This window comes from Rhizobium sp. G21 (assembly GCF_014158035.1).
Lineage (GTDB): Bacteria > Pseudomonadota > Alphaproteobacteria > Rhizobiales > Rhizobiaceae > Rhizobium_E.
The window spans coordinates 2,489,996-2,508,261 of the sequence record NZ_JACFXW010000001.1; the positions used below are offsets into that span (position 1 = coordinate 2,489,996).

Annotated in this window: 17 protein-coding genes and 1 pseudogene; 10 read left to right on the plus strand and 8 right to left on the minus strand. The window is 60.3% G+C overall.

From position 1 onward, the window contains the following. Window positions 1-23: 23 nt before the first annotated feature. Together H2O14_RS12675 and secB are read left to right on the plus strand one after the other, a co-directional pair. Window positions 24-536, plus strand: a complete 513-nt coding sequence (locus H2O14_RS12675; RefSeq protein ID WP_182827933.1) for an FxsA family protein — start codon at window positions 24-26, stop codon at window positions 534-536. A gap of 158 nt (window positions 537-694) precedes the next feature. Beyond that, complete coding sequence (gene secB, locus H2O14_RS12680) at window positions 695-1,174, plus strand: protein-export chaperone SecB (protein ID WP_182827934.1); 480 nt, start codon at window positions 695-697, stop codon at window positions 1,172-1,174. Between the two features lie 50 nt (window positions 1,175-1,224). Here secB and dnaQ read toward each other — a convergent pair whose 3' ends face one another. Genes dnaQ through H2O14_RS12705 form a run of 5 tightly spaced genes read right to left on the minus strand, consistent with a single transcriptional unit; the run spans window position 1,225 to window position 4,827 of the window. Continuing rightward, window positions 1,225-1,944, minus strand: a complete 720-nt coding sequence (gene dnaQ / locus H2O14_RS12685) for a DNA polymerase III subunit epsilon (RefSeq protein WP_182827935.1) — start codon at window positions 1,942-1,944, stop codon at window positions 1,225-1,227. Window positions 1,945-1,946: 2 nt separating this feature from the next. Next, entirely contained in the window at window positions 1,947-2,537 is a 591-nt protein-coding gene (coaE, locus tag H2O14_RS12690) for a dephospho-CoA kinase (protein WP_182827936.1), read from the minus strand. After that, on the minus strand, window positions 2,537-3,394 hold the full coding sequence (locus H2O14_RS12695) for a shikimate dehydrogenase (RefSeq protein ID WP_182827937.1): 858 nt from the start codon (window positions 3,392-3,394) through the stop codon (window positions 2,537-2,539). Before H2O14_RS12695 ends, coaE begins: the two co-directional genes overlap by 1 nt. Beyond that, window positions 3,387-3,983, minus strand: a complete 597-nt coding sequence (locus tag H2O14_RS12700) for a Maf-like protein (RefSeq protein WP_182827938.1) — start codon at window positions 3,981-3,983, stop codon at window positions 3,387-3,389. The genes H2O14_RS12695 and H2O14_RS12700 overlap by 8 nt, the downstream gene beginning before the upstream one ends. 25 nt (window positions 3,984-4,008) lie before the next feature. Next, on the minus strand, window positions 4,009-4,827 hold the full coding sequence (locus tag H2O14_RS12705; protein ID WP_182827939.1) for a pyruvate, water dikinase regulatory protein: 819 nt from the start codon (window positions 4,825-4,827) through the stop codon (window positions 4,009-4,011). A 394-nt stretch (window positions 4,828-5,221) separates the two neighbouring features. Here H2O14_RS12705 and hemE point away from each other — a divergent pair, with 394 nt between their 5' ends. From hemE to H2O14_RS12745, 8 genes and pseudogenes are all read left to right on the plus strand, one after another. After that, window positions 5,222-6,250 (plus strand): uroporphyrinogen decarboxylase, encoded by a 1,029-nt coding sequence (gene hemE, locus H2O14_RS12710; protein WP_182827940.1) that lies wholly within the window; start codon window positions 5,222-5,224, stop codon window positions 6,248-6,250. A 10-nt stretch (window positions 6,251-6,260) separates the two neighbouring features. Then, on the plus strand, window positions 6,261-6,794 hold the full coding sequence (hemJ, locus tag H2O14_RS12715; RefSeq protein WP_182827941.1) for a protoporphyrinogen oxidase HemJ: 534 nt from the start codon (window positions 6,261-6,263) through the stop codon (window positions 6,792-6,794). 161 nt (window positions 6,795-6,955) lie between these two features. Further along, entirely contained in the window at window positions 6,956-8,218 is a 1,263-nt protein-coding gene (rho, locus tag H2O14_RS12720; RefSeq protein WP_182827942.1) for a transcription termination factor Rho, read from the plus strand. 120 nt (window positions 8,219-8,338) lie between these two features. Further along, on the plus strand, window positions 8,339-9,658 hold the full coding sequence (mnmE, locus tag H2O14_RS12725) for a tRNA uridine-5-carboxymethylaminomethyl(34) synthesis GTPase MnmE (protein WP_182827943.1): 1,320 nt from the start codon (window positions 8,339-8,341) through the stop codon (window positions 9,656-9,658). Window positions 9,659-9,744: 86 nt separating this feature from the next. Continuing rightward, on the plus strand, window positions 9,745-11,613 hold the full coding sequence (mnmG, locus tag H2O14_RS12730; RefSeq protein WP_182827944.1) for a tRNA uridine-5-carboxymethylaminomethyl(34) synthesis enzyme MnmG: 1,869 nt from the start codon (window positions 9,745-9,747) through the stop codon (window positions 11,611-11,613). A 12-nt stretch (window positions 11,614-11,625) separates the two neighbouring features. Then, window positions 11,626-12,261 carry a 16S rRNA (guanine(527)-N(7))-methyltransferase RsmG gene (rsmG, locus tag H2O14_RS12735; RefSeq protein ID WP_182827945.1) on the plus strand — a complete coding sequence of 212 codons (636 nt, stop codon included), beginning with the start codon at window positions 11,626-11,628 and terminating at the stop codon, window positions 12,259-12,261. A 19-nt stretch (window positions 12,262-12,280) separates the two neighbouring features. Beyond that, a pseudogene (locus H2O14_RS12740) lies at window positions 12,281-13,077 on the plus strand (ParA family protein). A gap of 31 nt (window positions 13,078-13,108) precedes the next feature. Then, a complete protein-coding gene (locus tag H2O14_RS12745; RefSeq protein WP_182827946.1) occupies window positions 13,109-13,993 on the plus strand; it encodes a ParB/RepB/Spo0J family partition protein in 885 nt (294 codons plus the stop codon). Window positions 13,994-14,003: 10 nt separating this feature from the next. Here H2O14_RS12745 and holA read toward each other — a convergent pair whose 3' ends face one another. From holA to leuS, 3 genes are read right to left on the minus strand one after another with little or no spacing between them, the layout of a single operon-like run. After that, window positions 14,004-15,053, minus strand: coding sequence for a DNA polymerase III subunit delta (gene holA / locus H2O14_RS12750; RefSeq protein WP_182827947.1), 1,050 nt, complete (start codon window positions 15,051-15,053; stop codon window positions 14,004-14,006). Window position 15,054: 1 nt separating this feature from the next. After that, window positions 15,055-15,582 carry an LPS assembly lipoprotein LptE gene (gene lptE / locus H2O14_RS12755; protein ID WP_182827948.1) on the minus strand — a complete coding sequence of 176 codons (528 nt, stop codon included), beginning with the start codon at window positions 15,580-15,582 and terminating at the stop codon, window positions 15,055-15,057. After that, window positions 15,569-18,199, minus strand: coding sequence for a leucine--tRNA ligase (gene leuS, locus H2O14_RS12760; protein ID WP_182827949.1), 2,631 nt, complete (start codon window positions 18,197-18,199; stop codon window positions 15,569-15,571). The genes lptE and leuS overlap by 14 nt, the downstream gene beginning before the upstream one ends. Window positions 18,200-18,266: the final 67 nt, after the last annotated feature.

The window sequence follows — 18,266 nt, forward strand, 5'->3', positions numbered from 1 at the left end:
ACGGAGGAGACAAGGGAATTACAATGCGCACCACTCTGCCGCTTCTGGCGTTTCTCGCCACGCCGATCCTGGAGATCGCGACTTTCATTCTCGTCGGACAACGGATCGGCGTCGGACCGACGCTTCTTCTGGTGCTATTCGCCGGATTTGCCGGCGTGATGATCTTGCGACGGCAGGGGCTGGGCGCGCTGAAGAAACTGAACCGAAATCTGCGCCGCGAGAGCCTGTCCGGAGAAGGACTGGCGGACGGCTTCCTGATTGCGGTCGCAGCCGTGCTGCTGATCATTCCCGGATTTCTGACCGACATCGCCGCGCTTCTCCTGCTTCTGCCGCCCGTCCGCCGTCTGATCTGGCGGCGTTGGGCCAGTTCGATCGAGATGCGCAGCTATTACAGCTCCAGTCATTCCCGGGGACCCGCAAATGGCGACGCACGATCCAACCGCGATTTCGTCGATCTCTCGCCGGAGGACTTTCGCCGTGCGGCGGATCCCGACGCTGCGCCTCGAACGGCCCGACTGAGGCGCCGAGGGTTGTAAGCATCCGACCTAAATGCTAGATGGCAAGCCCCGGGGCTCAGCGCCCTATGCTTCGGTCAGAGAAGTCCAACTTCACCGCCGGCCCGTCGCCGTGAACCCCGGACAATGGAATCTTTGAGGCGAACCAGTCGTTCGCCCTGGCGATGAGGAAAGAGATCATGTCGAACGAAAATGCGAACGGCGTCGAAGCGCAGCCGGCAATCAACATTCTGGCGCAGTATGTGAAGGATTTCTCCTTCGAGAATCCGGGCGCGCCCCGTTCGCTCCAGGCCCGCGACAAGGCCCCGTCGATCAATATCTCGGTGAACGTCAACGCCAATCCGCTGTCGGACACCGATTTCGATGTGGTGCTGACGCTCGACGCCTCGGCCAAGGATGGCGACAAGGTGGTCTTCCACGCCGAGCTCGCTTATGGCGGCCTGTTCCGCGTTCAAGGCTTCGCCCAGGAGCATATGCTGCCGGTGCTCTTCATCGAATGCCCGCGCCTGCTGTTCCCCTTCGCGCGTCAGATCGTCGCCGACGCCACCCGCAATGGCGGCTTCCCGCCGCTGATGATCGACCCGATCGATTTCGCGGTGATGTTCCAGCAGCGCATGGCCGAAGAACAGGCTAAAGCGCGCGTCGCCGCCAACAACTGAGCGGCTTGACAGGCTTGCATTCGAAAGCGCCCGGCCTCCGCCGGGCGTTTTTATTGGCCTGCCGGCTCCGCGCCGAGGCCGTATTTCATCCAGATCGCCTTGTCGCCCATTTTCCTGACCAACGCCTTATGCGCTTCGGCTTCAACAGCCGACAGACGTGAAGGCAGCGGCTGAGGCCGCGTGAGCGTGATGATGTCGGACTGGTCTTCGATCTGCTGGGCGCGGCTCCGTTCCGGTCCCGCCAGGCCGAGCGCCGTCTGCCGGCCGCCGATCAATTCGATATAGACTTCGGCGAGCAGTTCGGAATCGAGAAGCGCGCCGTGTTTCAGGCGATGTGAGTTGTCGACGCCGTAACGACGGCAGAGCGCATCCAGCGTATTCGGTCCCATCGGATGCTTACGCCGCGCCATCTGCAGCGTGTCGACCACCCGCTCATTGGCGATAGCCGGCAAACCGATCCGGGCGAGCTCGGCATTGATGAAGCCCATGTCGAAATTGGCGTTGTGGGCGATCCACTGGGCGCCGTCGAAAAACTCCAGGATCTCGTCGACGACATTGGCGAAGACGGGCTTGTCGGCGAGAAACTCGTCGGTGATTCCGTGCACGGCCAAGGCGTCCGGATGGACCTTTCGGCCATCGGGATTGATATAGAGATGGATGGTCCGGCCGGTCGGAAAGTGATCCCGAAGCTCCACGCCGCCGATTTCGATGATGCGGTCCTCGCGCGAGTCGAGGCCGGTGGTTTCCGTGTCGAAGATGATTTCCCGCATGGTCAGCGATCTCCAAGTCCAAATGCGCCCAGAATGCGCTTCACGTCCGCGCGAGCATGTTCCATGCCGAGGCCGGTGTCGATGACGTAGTCGGCGCGTTTGCGCTTCTCCGCATCCGGCATCTGTCGCGACAGGATCAGCGCGAATTTCTCTTCGGTCATGCCCGGCCGCGCGAGAACTCTACGGCGTTGGACATCGGGATCGCAAGTAACCACCACGACCTTGTCCACACGCGCTTCCCCCTTGTTCTCGAACAAGAGCGGGATATCGAGCACGACCAATCTTTCGCCGGATTCGCGGTAGGAATCGAGAAGCGCTGTCTCTCTCTTCCAGACCAGAGGATGCACGATCGCTTCGAGGTCGCGAAAGCGATCCGGTTCGCTGGCCAGGGCCGCAGACAGGCATTTCCTGTCGACCACGCCATCGACCACACATCCGGGAAAAGCGGCGCCGATCGGCGCTACGGCTTCGCCTCGATAGAGGTCATGGACGATGCCGTCGGCATCGATCACCGGCACGCCTTCGCCGCGAAAAAGATCCGCGGTCGTCGACTTGCCCATGCCGATCGATCCGGTCAGTCCCAGCCGCAGCATCAATGCCGCTCCAGATCGGCGACGATCAACGCTCTCAGTTCGTCGGTCACGTCTGGGCGAACGCCGAACCATTTCTCGAAACCGGGCGCGGCCTGGTGCAGCAGCATGCCGAGACCGTCGCAGACTGGTCGTCTCTGTTGCTTCGCCATGGCGAGTATGGGGGTGATCAACGGCGCATAGACGATATCGGTGACCAGTCCGCCCTCCGCCATCGGTGAAAAATCGATCGCCGGCGCATCCGCGCCGTCCATGCCGAGCGACGTTGTATTGACGAAGAGATCGGCGCCGGCCAGTCGCTCGGCGAGCGCGTCGATCGGCGCGGCGTGAAGGCGCGGGCCGAAGCGGTCGGCCAGTTCCTGCGCCCGCGCGAGCGTGCGGTTCAAGACGTGAATCTCTGAAAAGCCGCGATCCCGCAACGCTTGAAGGATCGCGCGGCTAGCGCCCCCGCCCCCAGCACCACCCCGGTCGCGACGATCATCCCAGCCCACGGCCCGCTGGTCGAGATTGGCGAGGAAGCCATAGCCATCGGTATTGGTCGCCATGAGACGGCCTTGCTCGAGATAGAGCGTATTCGCCGCACCCAATTCGCGGGCGATATCATCGGGTTCATCCGCGAGAGCGAAAGCCGCCTCCTTATGCGGGATGGTGATATTGCCGCCTCGATAGCCGGATTCGCCGCTCTTCACCATGTCGATGAAGTCGGCGAATTGATCTGACGCAATCTCGACCGCCTGGTAGGAGCCCTCGAGCTTCAACGTCTTCAACCAATGGGTATGGATCATCGGCGAGCGCGAATGCCGGATCGGGAAGCCGCAGACGAAAGCCTTTTTTAACGATGTTTCACGTGAATCAGCCATTGATGGCTCCCAGAGATCGGAGTCCGGCGAGCAGCGTCAGCATCGGCAGGCCGAGGATTGTGAAATAGTCACCCTCTATCCGTTCGAACAATTGCACGCCCGGCCCTTCGAACTGGTAGGCGCCGACGGATTGCAGGATTCCATCGCCCGAAAGTTGGAGGTAGTGAGACAGGAATGGCTCGGAGATCGCGCGCATGGTCATGTGCGCTATGGAGACGTCGGACCAAACGACCTTGCCGTCACGGGCCACGGCGACGCCGCAATTGAGATGATGCGTCCTGCTGGAAAAGGCGCGGATGTGATCGGCGGCTTCCGCCATGTCGCGCGGCTTGTGAAAGATGCGCTCACCCAGCGACAGCGTCTGGTCGGAGCCGATGACGAAGGCGTAGGGATGATGCAAGGACACGTGCAGAGCCTTCGCTTCCGCCAGGCCGCGCGCGACTTCGTCCGGATGCGCGCCTCGCGCCAGCAGCGGTTCTTCGACGGCGCGCTCGTCGATATCGGCGCTGATCGCCTCGTAGACGAGCCCTGCGCCGCTCATCAGTTGACGACGCGACGCGCTCTTGGACGCCAATATCAATCTGGCCATGCCATGCCTCCTATTACGCCGAGGACTAACGAAGCTTAGGTCGAAGCGCAACAATCGCCGCGGCCGTCTCTTCGATCGATTTTCGGGTGACGTCGATCAGCGGCCAATTGTTTCGGGCGCAGAGTTGCCTGGCGTATTTGATCTCCTCGGAGATGGTCGCCCTGTCCGTATAACTGTCCTGATAGCCGGAGGTGGAGCCGAGGATCCGGTTCTCCCGAACCTGGCTGATATGGTCGACGCTCGCCACAAGGCAAACGATCAACGGGCGTTTGGCCGCAAAGAGTTTCTCCGGAAGCTTGGCCCCGACGACCAGGGGTATGTTGGCGGTCTTGATGCCGCGATTGGCGAGGTAGATCGCCGTGGGGGTTTTCGATGTCCGGCTGACGCCCAGAAGAATGACGTCGGCTTCGTCGATATTGTGCGGCAACTGGCCGTCGTCGTGATCCATGGTGAAATTGAGCGCCTCGATGCGGGCGAAGTAACCGGCGTTCAACTGGTGCTGGGCGCCTACTCTCCGCCGATTGGGCGCGCCGAGATAGGATTGAAAGATTTCCAGCACCGGCTCGATGACCGACACGCAAGGCACACCCATCTCGCCGCAGGTCTCGTCGATGACGGCGGCGATGTCCCGATCGATGATGGTGTGAAGCACGATGCCGGGCTCCTCGTCGATCGCCGCCAGCACGTCACTCACCTGCTTGCGGCTGCGCACCAGCGGATAGACATGTTCGACCGCCATGCAATCGCCGAATTGAGCGGCGGCGGCCCGTCCCGCTGCGATCAGCGTCTCGCCCGTCGAATCGGAGATCAAGTGCAGGTGAAAGAATTTCTTCTTGTTTTCCACGCTTTCGGCGCCCCCTGTTGAGCAGTGTGGATAAAGTGCCGTTTCGGACCATGCGGCACAAGCTCTCTGGGAAAACCCCGATTTGTCCACAGCGAAAGCCCGCGCGGAGAACGGAAAGGCAGGGGTGTGGAAAAGACTCATGCTTTCATCGACGGAAGACTCAGTTCTTCGACTGTCCACAGACGAGATCGAAGGCAGCTTTCGTCAAAGCTTTGGATTCCCGAGCTGAATCCGCTCGGCTGCCGTTTATCCACAAGACGGGGATTTCGCGCTCCCGACTCCTGTGCGCTTGCGTCGCGGAAGGAAAAACCTGTTGAGGCCTGATAATCCTTGAATCCCACCGACTCTTAAGAAATAGCAATCTAGATCTATCTATTCTTTTATGAGGCGGGATGTGGAAAAGACGGCGCGAAAGGTGATGGAGGTTCTCTCCGGAAAAACGGTCAGCCCGCCTCCGGTGTGGTTGATGCGACAAGCAGGCAGATACTTGCCGGAATATCGCCAGACCCGAAGCCAGGCGAAGGGATTTCTCGATCTCTGTTACACGCCCGAACTCGCGGTCGAAGTGACCATGCAGCCGATCCGGCGTTATGGCTTCGATGCGGCGATTCTGTTTTCCGATATCCTCGTCATTCCCGACGCGATGAACCGCAATGTGCGTTTCGTCGAAGGTGAAGGACCGCAACTCGATCCCATTTCTCTGGATGAAATCGAGAGGTTGCAAGCTCCCGATGTCGCGCGGCGCCTCGCCCCGGTGTTCGAAACGGTAAGCCGCTTGCGCGAAGGCCTGCCGGACGCGACGACGCTTCTTGGCTTCTGCGGCGCGCCTTGGACGATCGCCACCTACATGATCGCCGGGCACGGCACGCCGGACCAGGCGCCGGCGCGGTTGTTCGCCTACAAGCATCCCTCGGCTTTCGAAAGGCTGCTTTCCGTCGTCGCCGAGGCGTCGGCGGAGTATCTGATCCGCCAGATCGACGCCGGCGCCGATGCGGTGCAGATCTTCGATTCCTGGGCCGGGGTTCTCGGCGACGAAGAGTTCGAGCACTATGCGGTGCGGCCGGTGCGGCGCATCGTCGATACGCTCAGGGCCGCGCGGCCTAGCGCCAAGGTGATCGCCTTCGCCAAAGGCGCGGGCGCGAATCTCCGCAGCTATCGCCAGGGCGTCGACGCCGACGCGATCGGTCTCGACTGGACGATTCCGCTGGATTTCGCCGCCGAGCTGCAGAAGGACGGCGCGGTGCAGGGCAATCTAGACCCGCTGCTCATGGTCGCGGGTGGTGACGCGATGGAGAGCCGGGCCCGCCGCATTGTCGACAAGCTCGGCCATGGACCGCTGATCTTCAATCTCGGCCACGGCATCACGCCGCAGGCCGATCCCGAGAACGTGACGCGACTGCTTCAGGTTATTCGCGGTGGTTGAGGAGAGCGCCATGACGAACCCTGAGGCAGATGCCGGAGCAGGAGCCTGGCGACGCGCCGGCGCGGCGATCGCAATGTTCCTCGCCTTGATCGGGGCGGTGTTCTTTTTCGCTCCGAACGATGCTTATCTCTGGATCAAGGCGATGCATGTCATCGCGGTGATATCCTGGATGGCGGGGCTGCTCTACCTGCCGCGTCTGTTCATCTACCATCATCAATCCGCGCCGGGCTCGGGGACTTCCGACACCCTGAAGGTGATGGAGCGCCGGCTGTTTCGGGTGATCATGAACCCGGCGATGATGATCTCTTGGGCGCTCGGCCTCTATCTGGCGTGGGACGGTTTCGGCTTCATCGGCGGCTGGCTGCACGCCAAGATCGCCGCCGTGGCGCTGATGACCGCAGCGCATGTGTATTTCGGTCGGGCGATGCGCGCCTTCGGCCGCGACGAGCGACCTTCGACGGAGCGCGGTTGGCGCTTTCTCAACGAAGTTCCGGCGCTTCTGATGATCGCCATCGTCTTGTTGGTAATCGTCAAGCCGTTCTGATTTGACTTGTCAAAGCGCGTCGAGTCTGGCAGAGCACTAATCACACGCGGAATGACGGCGCAATTTTGCTTCATTCTGCACAGCGGCATGCCCCTCCTTCCTTCATGCCGATCTCCAGACCTTTCCGGTTGTCTTCCCCCAACGCCCCGATGGTTCGCTTCATGGCCGAGATGAAACTCCAAGACCTCAAGAACAAGACCGCCACCGATTTGCTGGCTTTCGCCGAATCCGTGAACGTCGAAAACGCCAGCGTCATGCGCAAGCAGGAGCTGATGTTCGCGATCTTGAAGAATCTCGCCGCCCAGGAGGTCGAGATCATCGGCGAAGGCGTAGTGGAACTGCTTCAGGACGGCTTCGGCTTCTTGCGGTCGGCGAACGCCAACTATCTGCCGGGTCCGGATGATATCTACATCTCGCCCTCGCAAATTCGACGTTTCTCGTTGAAGACCGGCGACACGGTCGAAGGTCCGATCCGCAGCCCCAAGGAAGGCGAACGCTATTTCGCGCTGCTGAAAGTCAACACCATCAATTTCGACGATCCGGAAAAGATCCGTCACAAGGTGCATTTCGACAATCTGACGCCGCTCTACCCCAATGAGCGCTTCAAGATGGAATTGGACATTCCGACCAACAAGGACATGTCGCCGCGGGTGATCGACCTTGTCGCGCCTCTTGGTAAGGGCCAGCGCGGCCTGATCGCGCCGCCGCGCACGGGTAAGACGGTGCTGTTGCAGAACATCGCCCATTCGATCACCGCCAATCATCCGGAATGCTATCTGATCGTCCTGCTGATCGACGAACGTCCGGAAGAAGTGACGGACATGCAGCGCTCGGTGCGCGGCGAAGTGGTTTCCTCGACCTTCGACGAACCGGCGGTGCGGCATGTTCAAGTCGCCGAAATGGTGATCGAGAAAGCCAAGCGCCTGGTCGAACATGGCCGCGACGTGGTTATTTTGCTGGATTCGATCACACGCCTTGGCCGCGCCTATAACACGGTGGTCCCGTCGTCGGGCAAGGTTCTGACCGGCGGCGTCGACGCCAACGCCCTCCAGCGCCCCAAGCGATTCTTCGGCGCCGCCCGCAATATCGAGGAAGGCGGTTCGCTGACGATCATCGCCACCGCGCTCATCGACACCGGCAGCCGCATGGACGAAGTGATCTTCGAAGAATTCAAGGGCACCGGCAATTCCGAAATCGTTCTGGACCGCAAGGTGGCGGACAAGCGAATCTTCCCCGCGATGGATATTCTCAAGTCTGGCACCCGCAAGGAAGACCTGCTCGTGCCGCGCCAGGACCTGCAGAAGGTTTTCGTGCTGCGCCGCATCCTCGCCCCGATGGGCACGACAGACGCGATCGAATTCCTGATCGACAAGCTGAAGCAGACCAAGAACAACGGCGATTTCTTCGATTCGATGAATACGTGATCGGCCTGCACCGATCGCAAAGCCGCAATGACTTGAGCGTCGAAGCAAAATACAGTATGGCAACCGCCGGGCCAGCCCGGCGGTTTTTGTTTGCGCCCATTCTCTCAGGACCCACTGTTGATGACGTCGTTTGGCGACACGATCTACGCACTCTCATCCGGGTCGCTGCCCAGCGGCGTGGCGGTGGTGCGCGTCAGCGGGCCGGAGGTGGACGCGGTGCGTCGCCATCTCCAACTTGGCGAGCTGGAGCCACGCGCCGCGCTGTTGAGGTCTGTGCGCGGGCAAGGCGGCGATCTGATCGACAGAGCGCTGGTCCTCCATTTCGCGAGGCCCCACTCGTTCACCGGCGAGGATGTGCTCGAACTCCATCTTCATGGCGGTCGAGCCGTGGTGCGCGCGGTTCTCGACGAGTTGGCCTCCGTACCGCACTGTCGCCATGCGGAGCCTGGAGAATTCACGCGCCGGGCATTCGACAACAATCGGCTGGACTTGACTGAAGCCGAGGGCATCGCCGATCTGATTTCGGCCGATACCGAGATGCAGCGCCGTCTCGCGATGTCTCAGGCGCGGGGAGACCAAGGTCGGCTCTATCGGGAGTGGATGGATCGCCTGACCAGAGCGCGCGCTTTGATCGAGGCCGAGCTCGATTTCCCCGAAGAGGACGATGTACCCGGCTCCGTGAGCGAGCGGGTCTGGGCGGACGTGAATCAAATCGGAAACGAAATAAAATTGTTTCTCGATAGGGGCCGCATTGGTCAGATGGTGCGGGATGGCTTCAACGTCACGATCATCGGACGTCCAAATGCAGGAAAATCTAGCCTTCTCAATTATTTGGCGCAACGGCCGGCTGCGATCGTAACAGATATCCCGGGCACGACGCGCGATCTGATTACCATTGATCTCGACCTGAGGGGATATCTGGTTCGTATCACCGATACGGCCGGGTTGCGGAACACGGATGAAGTCGTCGAGGCCGAGGGGATCAAGCGGGCGCTATCGTCTGCGCACAACGCGGACCTCGTCCTGAGCCTCCGCGAGACGGGTGATCACGATCCGTTCGAACAAATCGATTCGGAAGTGGAACATATTTTTGTCGAGACCAAGGTCGATCGTTGCGTTCCCGCGGATCAGGCCGGGATGGCGATATCGACCGTTACGGGATTTGGCATCGAGGCGCTCATCGACGCTATTCTGACGAGGGTTGGGCTCGTCTTCGAAAATGGAACGCAAGATCTCGCGCCTGCGCGGTCACGTCATCAGACTCTTTTGGCTTCTGCGCTTTCGCATATTGGAAACGCTGAAATAGCTATCGATCAACCTCTTGAAATTCGATCTGAGACTCTCCGGCTTGCAGCGCGGGACCTGGGCCGAATTACTGGTTTTGTTGATCCGGACGATCTGCTCGGAGTGATCTTCTCGGAATTTTGCATTGGGAAATGAGTTGGGATTCTCGCATTGCGAGTCTCGCGTTTCACGTGAAACACTGACGCGTAACCGATTCGGAAACGCAACGAATGGAGTGTCACATGCATCGACGTTATGATGTCATCGTGGTCGGCGGTGGCCATGCCGGCGCAGAGGCTGCTTCCGCTTCCGCTCGGCTGGGCGCGAAAACGGCTCTCGTCACCCATAAAGCTTCCACCATCGGAGCGATGTCTTGCAATCCGGCGATTGGCGGGTTGGGCAAAGGACACCTGGTTCGTGAGATTGACGCTCTGGACGGGCTGATGGGACGCGTGGCGGACAAGGGCGGGATTCAGTTTCGGCTTCTTAATCGTAAAAAGGGCCCCGCGGTGCGCGGGCCACGAACTCAGACAGACAGAAGGCTTTACCGCGAAGCTATGCAGGCGGAAATCGGCGGGCACGCCCAGCTCGACGTTATCGAGGGGGATATCGTTGATCTGCTCCAGGATGAGCAAGGCGTTTCCGGCGTCGCCCTCGGCAGCGGGGATGTGATTTCATGCGGAGCCGTCGTTCTGACTACAGGCACCTTCCTGCGTGGTCTGATTCATATCGGCGACCGAAAGATCCCGGCGGGTCGCGTCGGGGAGAACCCTTCGATCGGACTGTCGGCGACACTTGCGAAGCTGGGGTTGAGGCTCGGCCGTTTGAAGACCGGGACACCTGCTCGACTTGACGGACGAACCATCGACTGGACGGGACTGGATCGACAGGGTCCGGACGAATGCCCTTCACCCTTTTCTTTCATGACGGATGCGATCACCAATCCGCAAATTGATTGCGGAGTCACCCGCACGACCCCGGCGTCTCATAAGATAATTCAGGACAATATCCATCTCTCGGCGATGTATTCCGGTCAGATCGAAGGCGTCGGGCCACGATATTGTCCGTCGATCGAGGACAAGATCGTTCGGTTCGGCGAGCGAGACGGCCATCAGATTTTCCTGGAGCCGGAAGGGCTGGATGATCCGACCATCTATCCCAACGGGATATCGACCTCCCTTCCTGAACATGTCCAGGCCGCCTTCATCCACAGTATCCCCGGCCTCGAGCGGGTCGCGATCCTGCAGCCGGGCTATGCGATTGAATATGACCATGTCGATCCCCGCGAATTGCATCCAAGCCTCGAAGTCAAGGCTTTGCGCGGTCTTTATCTGGCCGGCCAGATCAATGGCACGACCGGCTATGAAGAGGCGGCGGCGCAAGGGCTTGTCGCGGGGTTGAATGCTGCGCGCCGTGTCGGCGGTATGGAGCCCTTCATTTTCAGCCGCACCGAATCCTATATCGGCGTTATGATCGATGATCTGACGTCCAGAGGCGTGAGTGAACCTTATCGCATGTTTACCTCTCGGGCCGAGTTCCGCTTGTCGCTCCGGGCTGACAATGCCGATCAACGGCTGACGCCGATCGGATTGTCGCTGGGCTTGGTCGGCAAAGACAGACGAGAGCGTTTCAACGCCTATCTGCAGGATCTTGATTCTGTCCGGGATCGTTTGAAGGGCTACAGCCTAACACCGAGCGAGGCATCAAAGTACGGTCTCCGGATCAATCAGGATGGGCAGCGCCGCAGCGCATATGAACTTCTGTCCTACCCGGACATGAATCTCGACCGTTTGGGAGCGGTGTGGCCCGATCTGAATGTTGTTCCAAAATGGAGTCGGGATGCGATCGAGATCGAAGCTGCCTATGCCGTATATTTGGACCGCCAAGCGACGGAGGCAGCGGAGACGCGACGAGAAGAAGAACGTCTCATTCCCGAAGATCTCGATTTTTCGGAGCTTCCTGGTCTGTCGGCAGAATTGAAGTCGAAGCTCGGTCGTTTCAAGCCGCGGAATATTGCGCAAGCGGCAAAAATCGATGGCATGACCCCAGCGGCCATCACACTATTGCTGACGACGATCAAAAAGCGCGAACAATTACGGAAGGTTGGTTGAACATTGCCTGCAATGCAAAAGAGTCTCCGCGACAAACTGATCGGCATGGGTGTTTCACGTGAAACGCTGAACCGGCTAGAAACGTTCGCGGACGTGTTTGCCAAATGGGCGGCAGTCATCAATCTTGTGGCGCCGTCGACGAAGACGGATCTCTGGGAGCGTCATATACTCGACAGCGCTCAGTTGGTGACGCTGCAGCCGAATGCTGGACAATGGGTAGATCTGGGCAGCGGAGGCGGCTTTCCCGGAATCGTCACAGCGATTTTCCTGGCGGAGCGTGGTGACGGTCAGGTGCATTTAGTCGAGAGCAACCACAAGAAGGCTGCATTTCTCCGCGCCGCGCTTTCGGCGACCAACGGCAGGGGAATCGTGCACGCAGTCCGGATCGAAACAGCACCAGATCTGATCAAATCTTGTGATTTCCTATCTGCGCGCGCGCTCGCGGAGCTTGATTTGCTTTTTGATTTTGCAGAGCCTTGGGCTTCGCGAAACCCTGACCTCGTGTGCTACCTGCATAAAGGTCGGGATTACCGCAGCGAGGTAGAAAAATCGCGTAGGCGCTGGTCGTATGATCTGGTAAAACACACCAGCATTGTGGAGCCGGATTCCGTGGTCCTTGAAATTCGGCGGCTCCAAAAGATAACTTGACCTCATTTTGGTGGGCCGAATGAACAAGCCGAAGCACCGCATCATCACCATCGCCAATCAAAAGGGCGGCGTCGGCAAAACCACCACCGCCATCAATCTGGCGACTGCGCTGGCTGCAATTGGTGAGAATGTCCTCATCGTCGATCTGGATCCACAGGGAAACGCCAGCACTGGGCTGGGCATCGATCGAAGAAGCCGCTTGCTGTCGACCTATGATCTTCTCATAGGCGAGCATGGGGTCGCCGACGTTGTTATGCCTACCGTCGTTCCCAATCTCACGATCGCGCCTTCGACCATGGATTTGCTCGGCGTCGAAATGGAGATTGGCCAACAGCCGGACCGCGTTTATCGGCTGCGTCAGGCGCTGAGTAGCCCGGAGGCCGCCGAGTATGATTATATTCTGATCGATTGCCCGCCGTCATTCAACCTTCTGACCATGAATGCGCTCGCTGCCGCCCAATCCGTGCTGGTTCCGTTGCAATGTGAATTCTTTGCTTTGAGGGATTGAGCCAGCTTCTCGAGACGGTAGACCAGGTGCGGCGTTCCGTGAATCCGGGATTGGACATTCAAGGCATCGTCTTGACGATGTTCGACTCTCGCAACAATCTGGCGCAGCAGGTCGTTTCGGACGTGCGCGAACATCTCGGCGAGAAAGTGTACCACACGCTGATTCCACGAAATGTCCGGGTTTCGGAAGCGCCTTCCTATGGCAAACCCGCAATTCTCTATGATTTGAAATGTGCCGGCAGCCAGGCCTATCTTCAATTGGCCTCGGAAGTCATTCAGCGGGAGCGGCAGCACAGCCGCGCGGCATAACATTTCGGTGTCGAAATAGTCTGGTGTTGACATGAATGAAGATCCTTCAAAGCGTCGTCTTGGGCGCGGCCTCGCCGCTTTGATCGGCGAGATGGACCAACCTTTGTCGGTGCAGCAGGGCAAGCCGACTGTCGGGCCGGATCGCCGGGTGCCGATCGAGATGGTGATCCGAAATCCGCGTAACCCGAGGAAGAATTTTCTCGAAGAAGAACTTCAGGATCTCGCTTCTTCGATTCGCCAGCATGGCATCGTCCAACCGGTCGTGGTGCGGACCATGCCGGATGGGAAATACGAGATCATCGCGGGTGAGCGACGCTGGCGCGCCGCGCAATTGGCGGGCCTTGTCGACATCCCGGTGATCATCCGCGATGTCGACGATCGGACAGCGCTGGAGTTGGCGATTGTCGAAAACGTTCAGAGATCGGATCTCAACCCGATCGAAGAGGCGATGGGGTACGACCAACTGATCGCCGAGCACGGCTACACGCAGAACGACCTCGGCGAAATTATCGGCAAAAGCCGCTCTCACGTGGCCAACAGCCTAAGGCTGTTGAAGCTGCCCGATCCCGTTCGGGACATGCTTTATGATGGGAAACTGTCTGCTGGTCATGCCCGGGCGTTGATTCCGACATCCGATCCTGTGGCGCTGGCTCGCACGATCGTCGCCAAGGGTCTTTCGGTCCGCGACGCCGAGCGTATAGCGCAAAACGATATCCGGGGCCATAGTGGCGCCGGCGGGGAGCGACCAAAAGCGGTCGAGCCGGATGCCGACACCTTGGCGCTGGAACGGACGCTTTCGGACAAACTGGGGCTTGAGGTCAAAGTCGCCCATAAGGGCGATGGCGGACGCGTGACGATCGCCTATAAGACGCTAGATCAGCTCGAAGAGCTCTGCCGTCTGTTGGAGAGAAGCTGAATCCGGCTAACTAATTCCGCGCTTGTTTGCCTCTGCCGGCGATGAGGGTGGTAGCGAGCAGGGTTTGCAGCGCGATCGTGTCCTCGAGGCTGTTGCGCCGCCGACATTGCAGGATCGCGAAATGCAGCTGGTTGAGTTCACGGGCGATCAGGTCGCCCGTCCAGGCGCGCAGGGCCGCCTCGATCACCGGCTTTCTCCGAAAATGCAGATGGCGCCCATGCGCCGCGATGGCGTCTGCGGCGCTGGAGCGGCGTTCCTCCATATCGGAGCGCATCAAATCGAGCAGCTGCAATTGCCGCATCACGCCTTGAATGACGAGGAACACCGGCGTCTTCGAGGCGATGACCTTCTGGGTAGCATGGAGAAACGCGTTCCGGTCGCCCTTCAGCACCGCGTCGACGGCGTCGTCGGTGGAAATGGCGCTGGCGTCGCCGATCACGGCGGCCACGTCGTCGGCCTCGATCGTCGGGCGGCCCAAGGCGTAGAGCGCCAGCTTGCGGATTTCGCCTCGTGATGCAAGCCTGTCTCCACCGAGCGATTCTGCAAGAAGCGCTCGCGCGTCCGGCGTGATCCTGAGGTCGAAAGCGGCCAATTCTTCATCGATCAATCCGTTCAACGCCCGGGCGTCGTCCGCATAACATGGAATGGCCATGGCGCCGGATGCCGTTTCGGCCGCTTTGCGAAGATTGACGCCCTTTTTGAGGTCTCCCGCTTCGATGATGATCCAGGCGCCCAGTTCTTTGTCGGCGCCGAGATTGGCGACCGCGTCCGCCAGTCCTTTGTCGGCGCCGGCGCCCTTGATCCAAATGAGTTTTTCGCCGCCGAACAGCCCTGTGGAACGGGCTTCGTCATAAAGGCGGCCTGGGTCGCCGGAGAGATCGGAGGCCTCTAGGCGCATGAAGGAGAAGGCGTCCTTGAGATCGACCTTGGTGGCGGCCGCCAAGGCTGCTGCGCGCTCGGACACCAGGCCGCGGTCCGGTCCATAAACGAGAAAGAGGCGGTGGTCGCCCAGCCGCCGCTTCAAGAAGGAATCGAATTCATGGGCCTTGATTTCGGCCATGTTACCGGCCGAGCCAAGCCGCGAGGTCGGCGCGGATGAGTTCAGCCAACTCTCGCGCCGCGCGATTTTCGGCGTCCCGCGTGGCGCGGATCTTGGCGTATTCCTGGGTGTTGAAATCGACCAGCGCCACCGCCGAACGATGGCCAGTCTTCAAAACTTCACCGGTCGACTTCCTGGTGAGAGTGAAATCGGCCTTGAGCACCAGACGCCCTGCCCGCTCCTGATCGCTGGAGCTATCGACGAGCACGCCGACATTCCGGGTCTTCACCTTCAGGTCGACCTCATATTCGGGATTTACCGGCTCGCCCGCTCCACCAGCGGCGAGAAAGATCAGGTTGTTACGAACTTCCAGCTCGATTCGATCGTCGGCTTCGGAAAATTCGATGGATTTCAATGCGGCGTCCACGCCTGAGCCGGTCGCGTAAAGGGGTCGAACCTGGCATCCGGCGGACACCAGGAGGAGGCCGGCGGCGGCAACGCCGGCTATGCGCTTCAGCGGCGCTGCGAATTTGCGATCAGACGACGACATTGACGATCCTTTGCGGCACCACGATGATTTTCTTCGGCGTCTTGCCCTCGAGCGCGGATTTGACCGCGTCGAGCGCCAGCACCGCCTGTTCGATCGAAGTTTGATCCGCATCGCGGGCGATTGTCAAATCGGCGCGCTTCTTGCCGTTGATCTGCACCGGCAGAGTGATCTCGTTTTCGGCGACGAGATCCTTGTCGAAGACAGGCCACTGGGCTTCGGCAACGAGACCATCCTTGCCGAGCACCGTCCAGCATTCCTCGGCGAGGTGCGGCGTCATCGGCGCGATCAGATGCACGAGAATCTCGGCGGCTTCACGAACGGCCGCGATATAGGCCGCGTCCGCCTTGCCCGTGGCGACTGTGGTTAGCGGCTGAGCCAGAGCATTGACGAATTCGTAGATGCGAGCCACGGCCTTGTTGAAGCCGAGGCGCTCGTAGTCACCTTCGACCGCCTTCAGCGTCTTGTGCGCCACCTGGGACACCGAGAGCGCATCGCCTTGCTTAGCCGGAGTCGCCTCGACTGTGTTCAGCTGTTCGGCGGCTTCGGAGATCAGGCGCCAGACGCGCTGCACGAAGCGATGCGCGCCTTCGACACCGCCTTCGGTCCAGATCACGTCGCGATCGGGCGGGGAGTCGGAGAGCACGAAGAAGCGGGCGGTGTCGGCGCCGTAGGAAGCGATGATGTCGTCGGGGTCGACCACATTCTTCTTGGACTTCGACATCTTCTCGATCGAGCCGATGGCGACTTCGTCGCCGCCGTCGAGCAGATAGGCCTTGCGCGCGCCGTCGACCTCTTCGATGCGGATCTGCGCCGGCTCGATCCATTCGCGCTGGGCGCCTTCGCCGCGGCTATAGGTTTCATGCACGACCATGCCCTGTGTGAACAGGCCCTTGAAGGGTTCGACGAGACCAACATGGCCGGTTTCACGCATGGCGCGGGTGAAGAAGCGGGAATAGAGCAGATGCAGGATCGCATGCTCGATGCCGCCGATATACTGATCGACAGGCAGCCAGGCGTCGGCGGCAGCGGGATCCGTCGGCGCATCTTCCCACGGCGCGGTGAAGCGCGTGTAATACCAGGAGGAGTCGACGAAGGTGTCCATCGTGTCGGTTTCACGACGCGCGTCATGGCCGCATTGCGGGCAGGCGACATGGCGCCAGGTCGGGTGACGGTCGAGCGGATTGCCGGGCGTGTCGAAGGTGACGTCGTCGGGCAGTTGCACCGGCAGGTCCTTCTTCGGAACCGGCACGACGCCGCAGACTTCGCAATGGATCACCGGGATCGGGCAGCCCCAATAGCGCTGGCGCGAGACGCCCCAGTCGCGCAGGCGGAAGTTCACCTTGCGCTCAGCCTGAGGCGCGCCATGCAGGTCGGTTGCGGCCAAGCGGTTGGCCACTTCGTCGAAGGCTCTTTCGGTGGTCATGCCGTCGAGGAAGCGGGAATTGATCATCACGCCGTCGCCGATATAGGCTTCGTCGGTGACGCGGAATTCGTCCTTATCAGCGCCTTCGGGCACCACGACCGGGGTGACCGGCAGGCCGTATTTGTTGGCGAAATCGAGGTCGCGCTGGTCGCCCGAGGGGCAGCCGAAGATCGCGCCCGTGCCGTATTCCATCAGCACGAAATTGGCGATGTAGACGGGGATTTCCCACGATGCGTCAAAGGGATGGCGGACGCGCAGGCCGGTGTCCATGCCCTTCTTCTCCGCTGTTTCCAGTGCGGCGAGCGAGGTGCCGGCGCGCCGGCAATCCTCGCAGAACTCTGCGATCGCAGCATCCTTAGCGGCGGCGGCCTTGGCGACCGGGTGGTCGGCGGAGATCGCCAGGAAGGAAGCGCCGAACAGCGTGTCCGGACGGGTGGTGTAGACGGTGATGTCCTTCAGATCGGCAAAGCCGTCATGCGGCACGACGTCCCAGCGAACGGTCAAGCCTTCCGAGCGGCCGATCCAGTTCTTCTGCATCAGCCTGACCTTTTCCGGCCAGTTCTCCAGCGTGTCGAGCTTGTCGAGCAGATCCTGGGCGAAATCGGTGATCTTGAAGAACCACTGGGTCAGTTCGCGCTGTTCCACCAGCGCGCCGGAGCGCCAGCCGCGGCCGTCGATGACCTGCTCATTGGCGAGCACGGTCATGTCGACCGGATCCCAGTTGACCTTGGAGTTCTTGCGATAGACCAGGCCCTTTTCCATCATGTCGATGAAGAGGTGCTGCTGGCGCTTGTAGTAGTCGACGTCGCAGGTGGCGAATTCGCGCGACCAATCCAGCGACAAGCCCATGCTCTTCAGCTGCTTGCGCATAGCGGCGATGTTTTCGTAGGTCCAGGCCTTGGGGTGGACCTTGTTCTTCATCGCCGCGTTTTCGGCCGGCATCCCGAAGGCGTCCCAACCCATGGGATGCAGGACATTATAGCCGCGGGCGCGCTTGAAGCGGGCGACGACATCGCCCATCGCATAGTTGCGCACATGGCCCATATGGATGCGGCCCGAGGGATAAGGGAACATCTCGAGGACGTAATACTTCTCGCGCGGGTCGTTGTTGTCGGTTTCGAAGACTTTGCCTTCGTTCCAGCGTTGCTGCCAGCGGGGTTCGACCTCGCGCGGATTGTAACGTTCTGACGCCATTTTTCTTGTCCGGGACCCTGAATTCTCGATCAAATCGGGGGTGACCTTCATCATGAAAGCGGGAGCG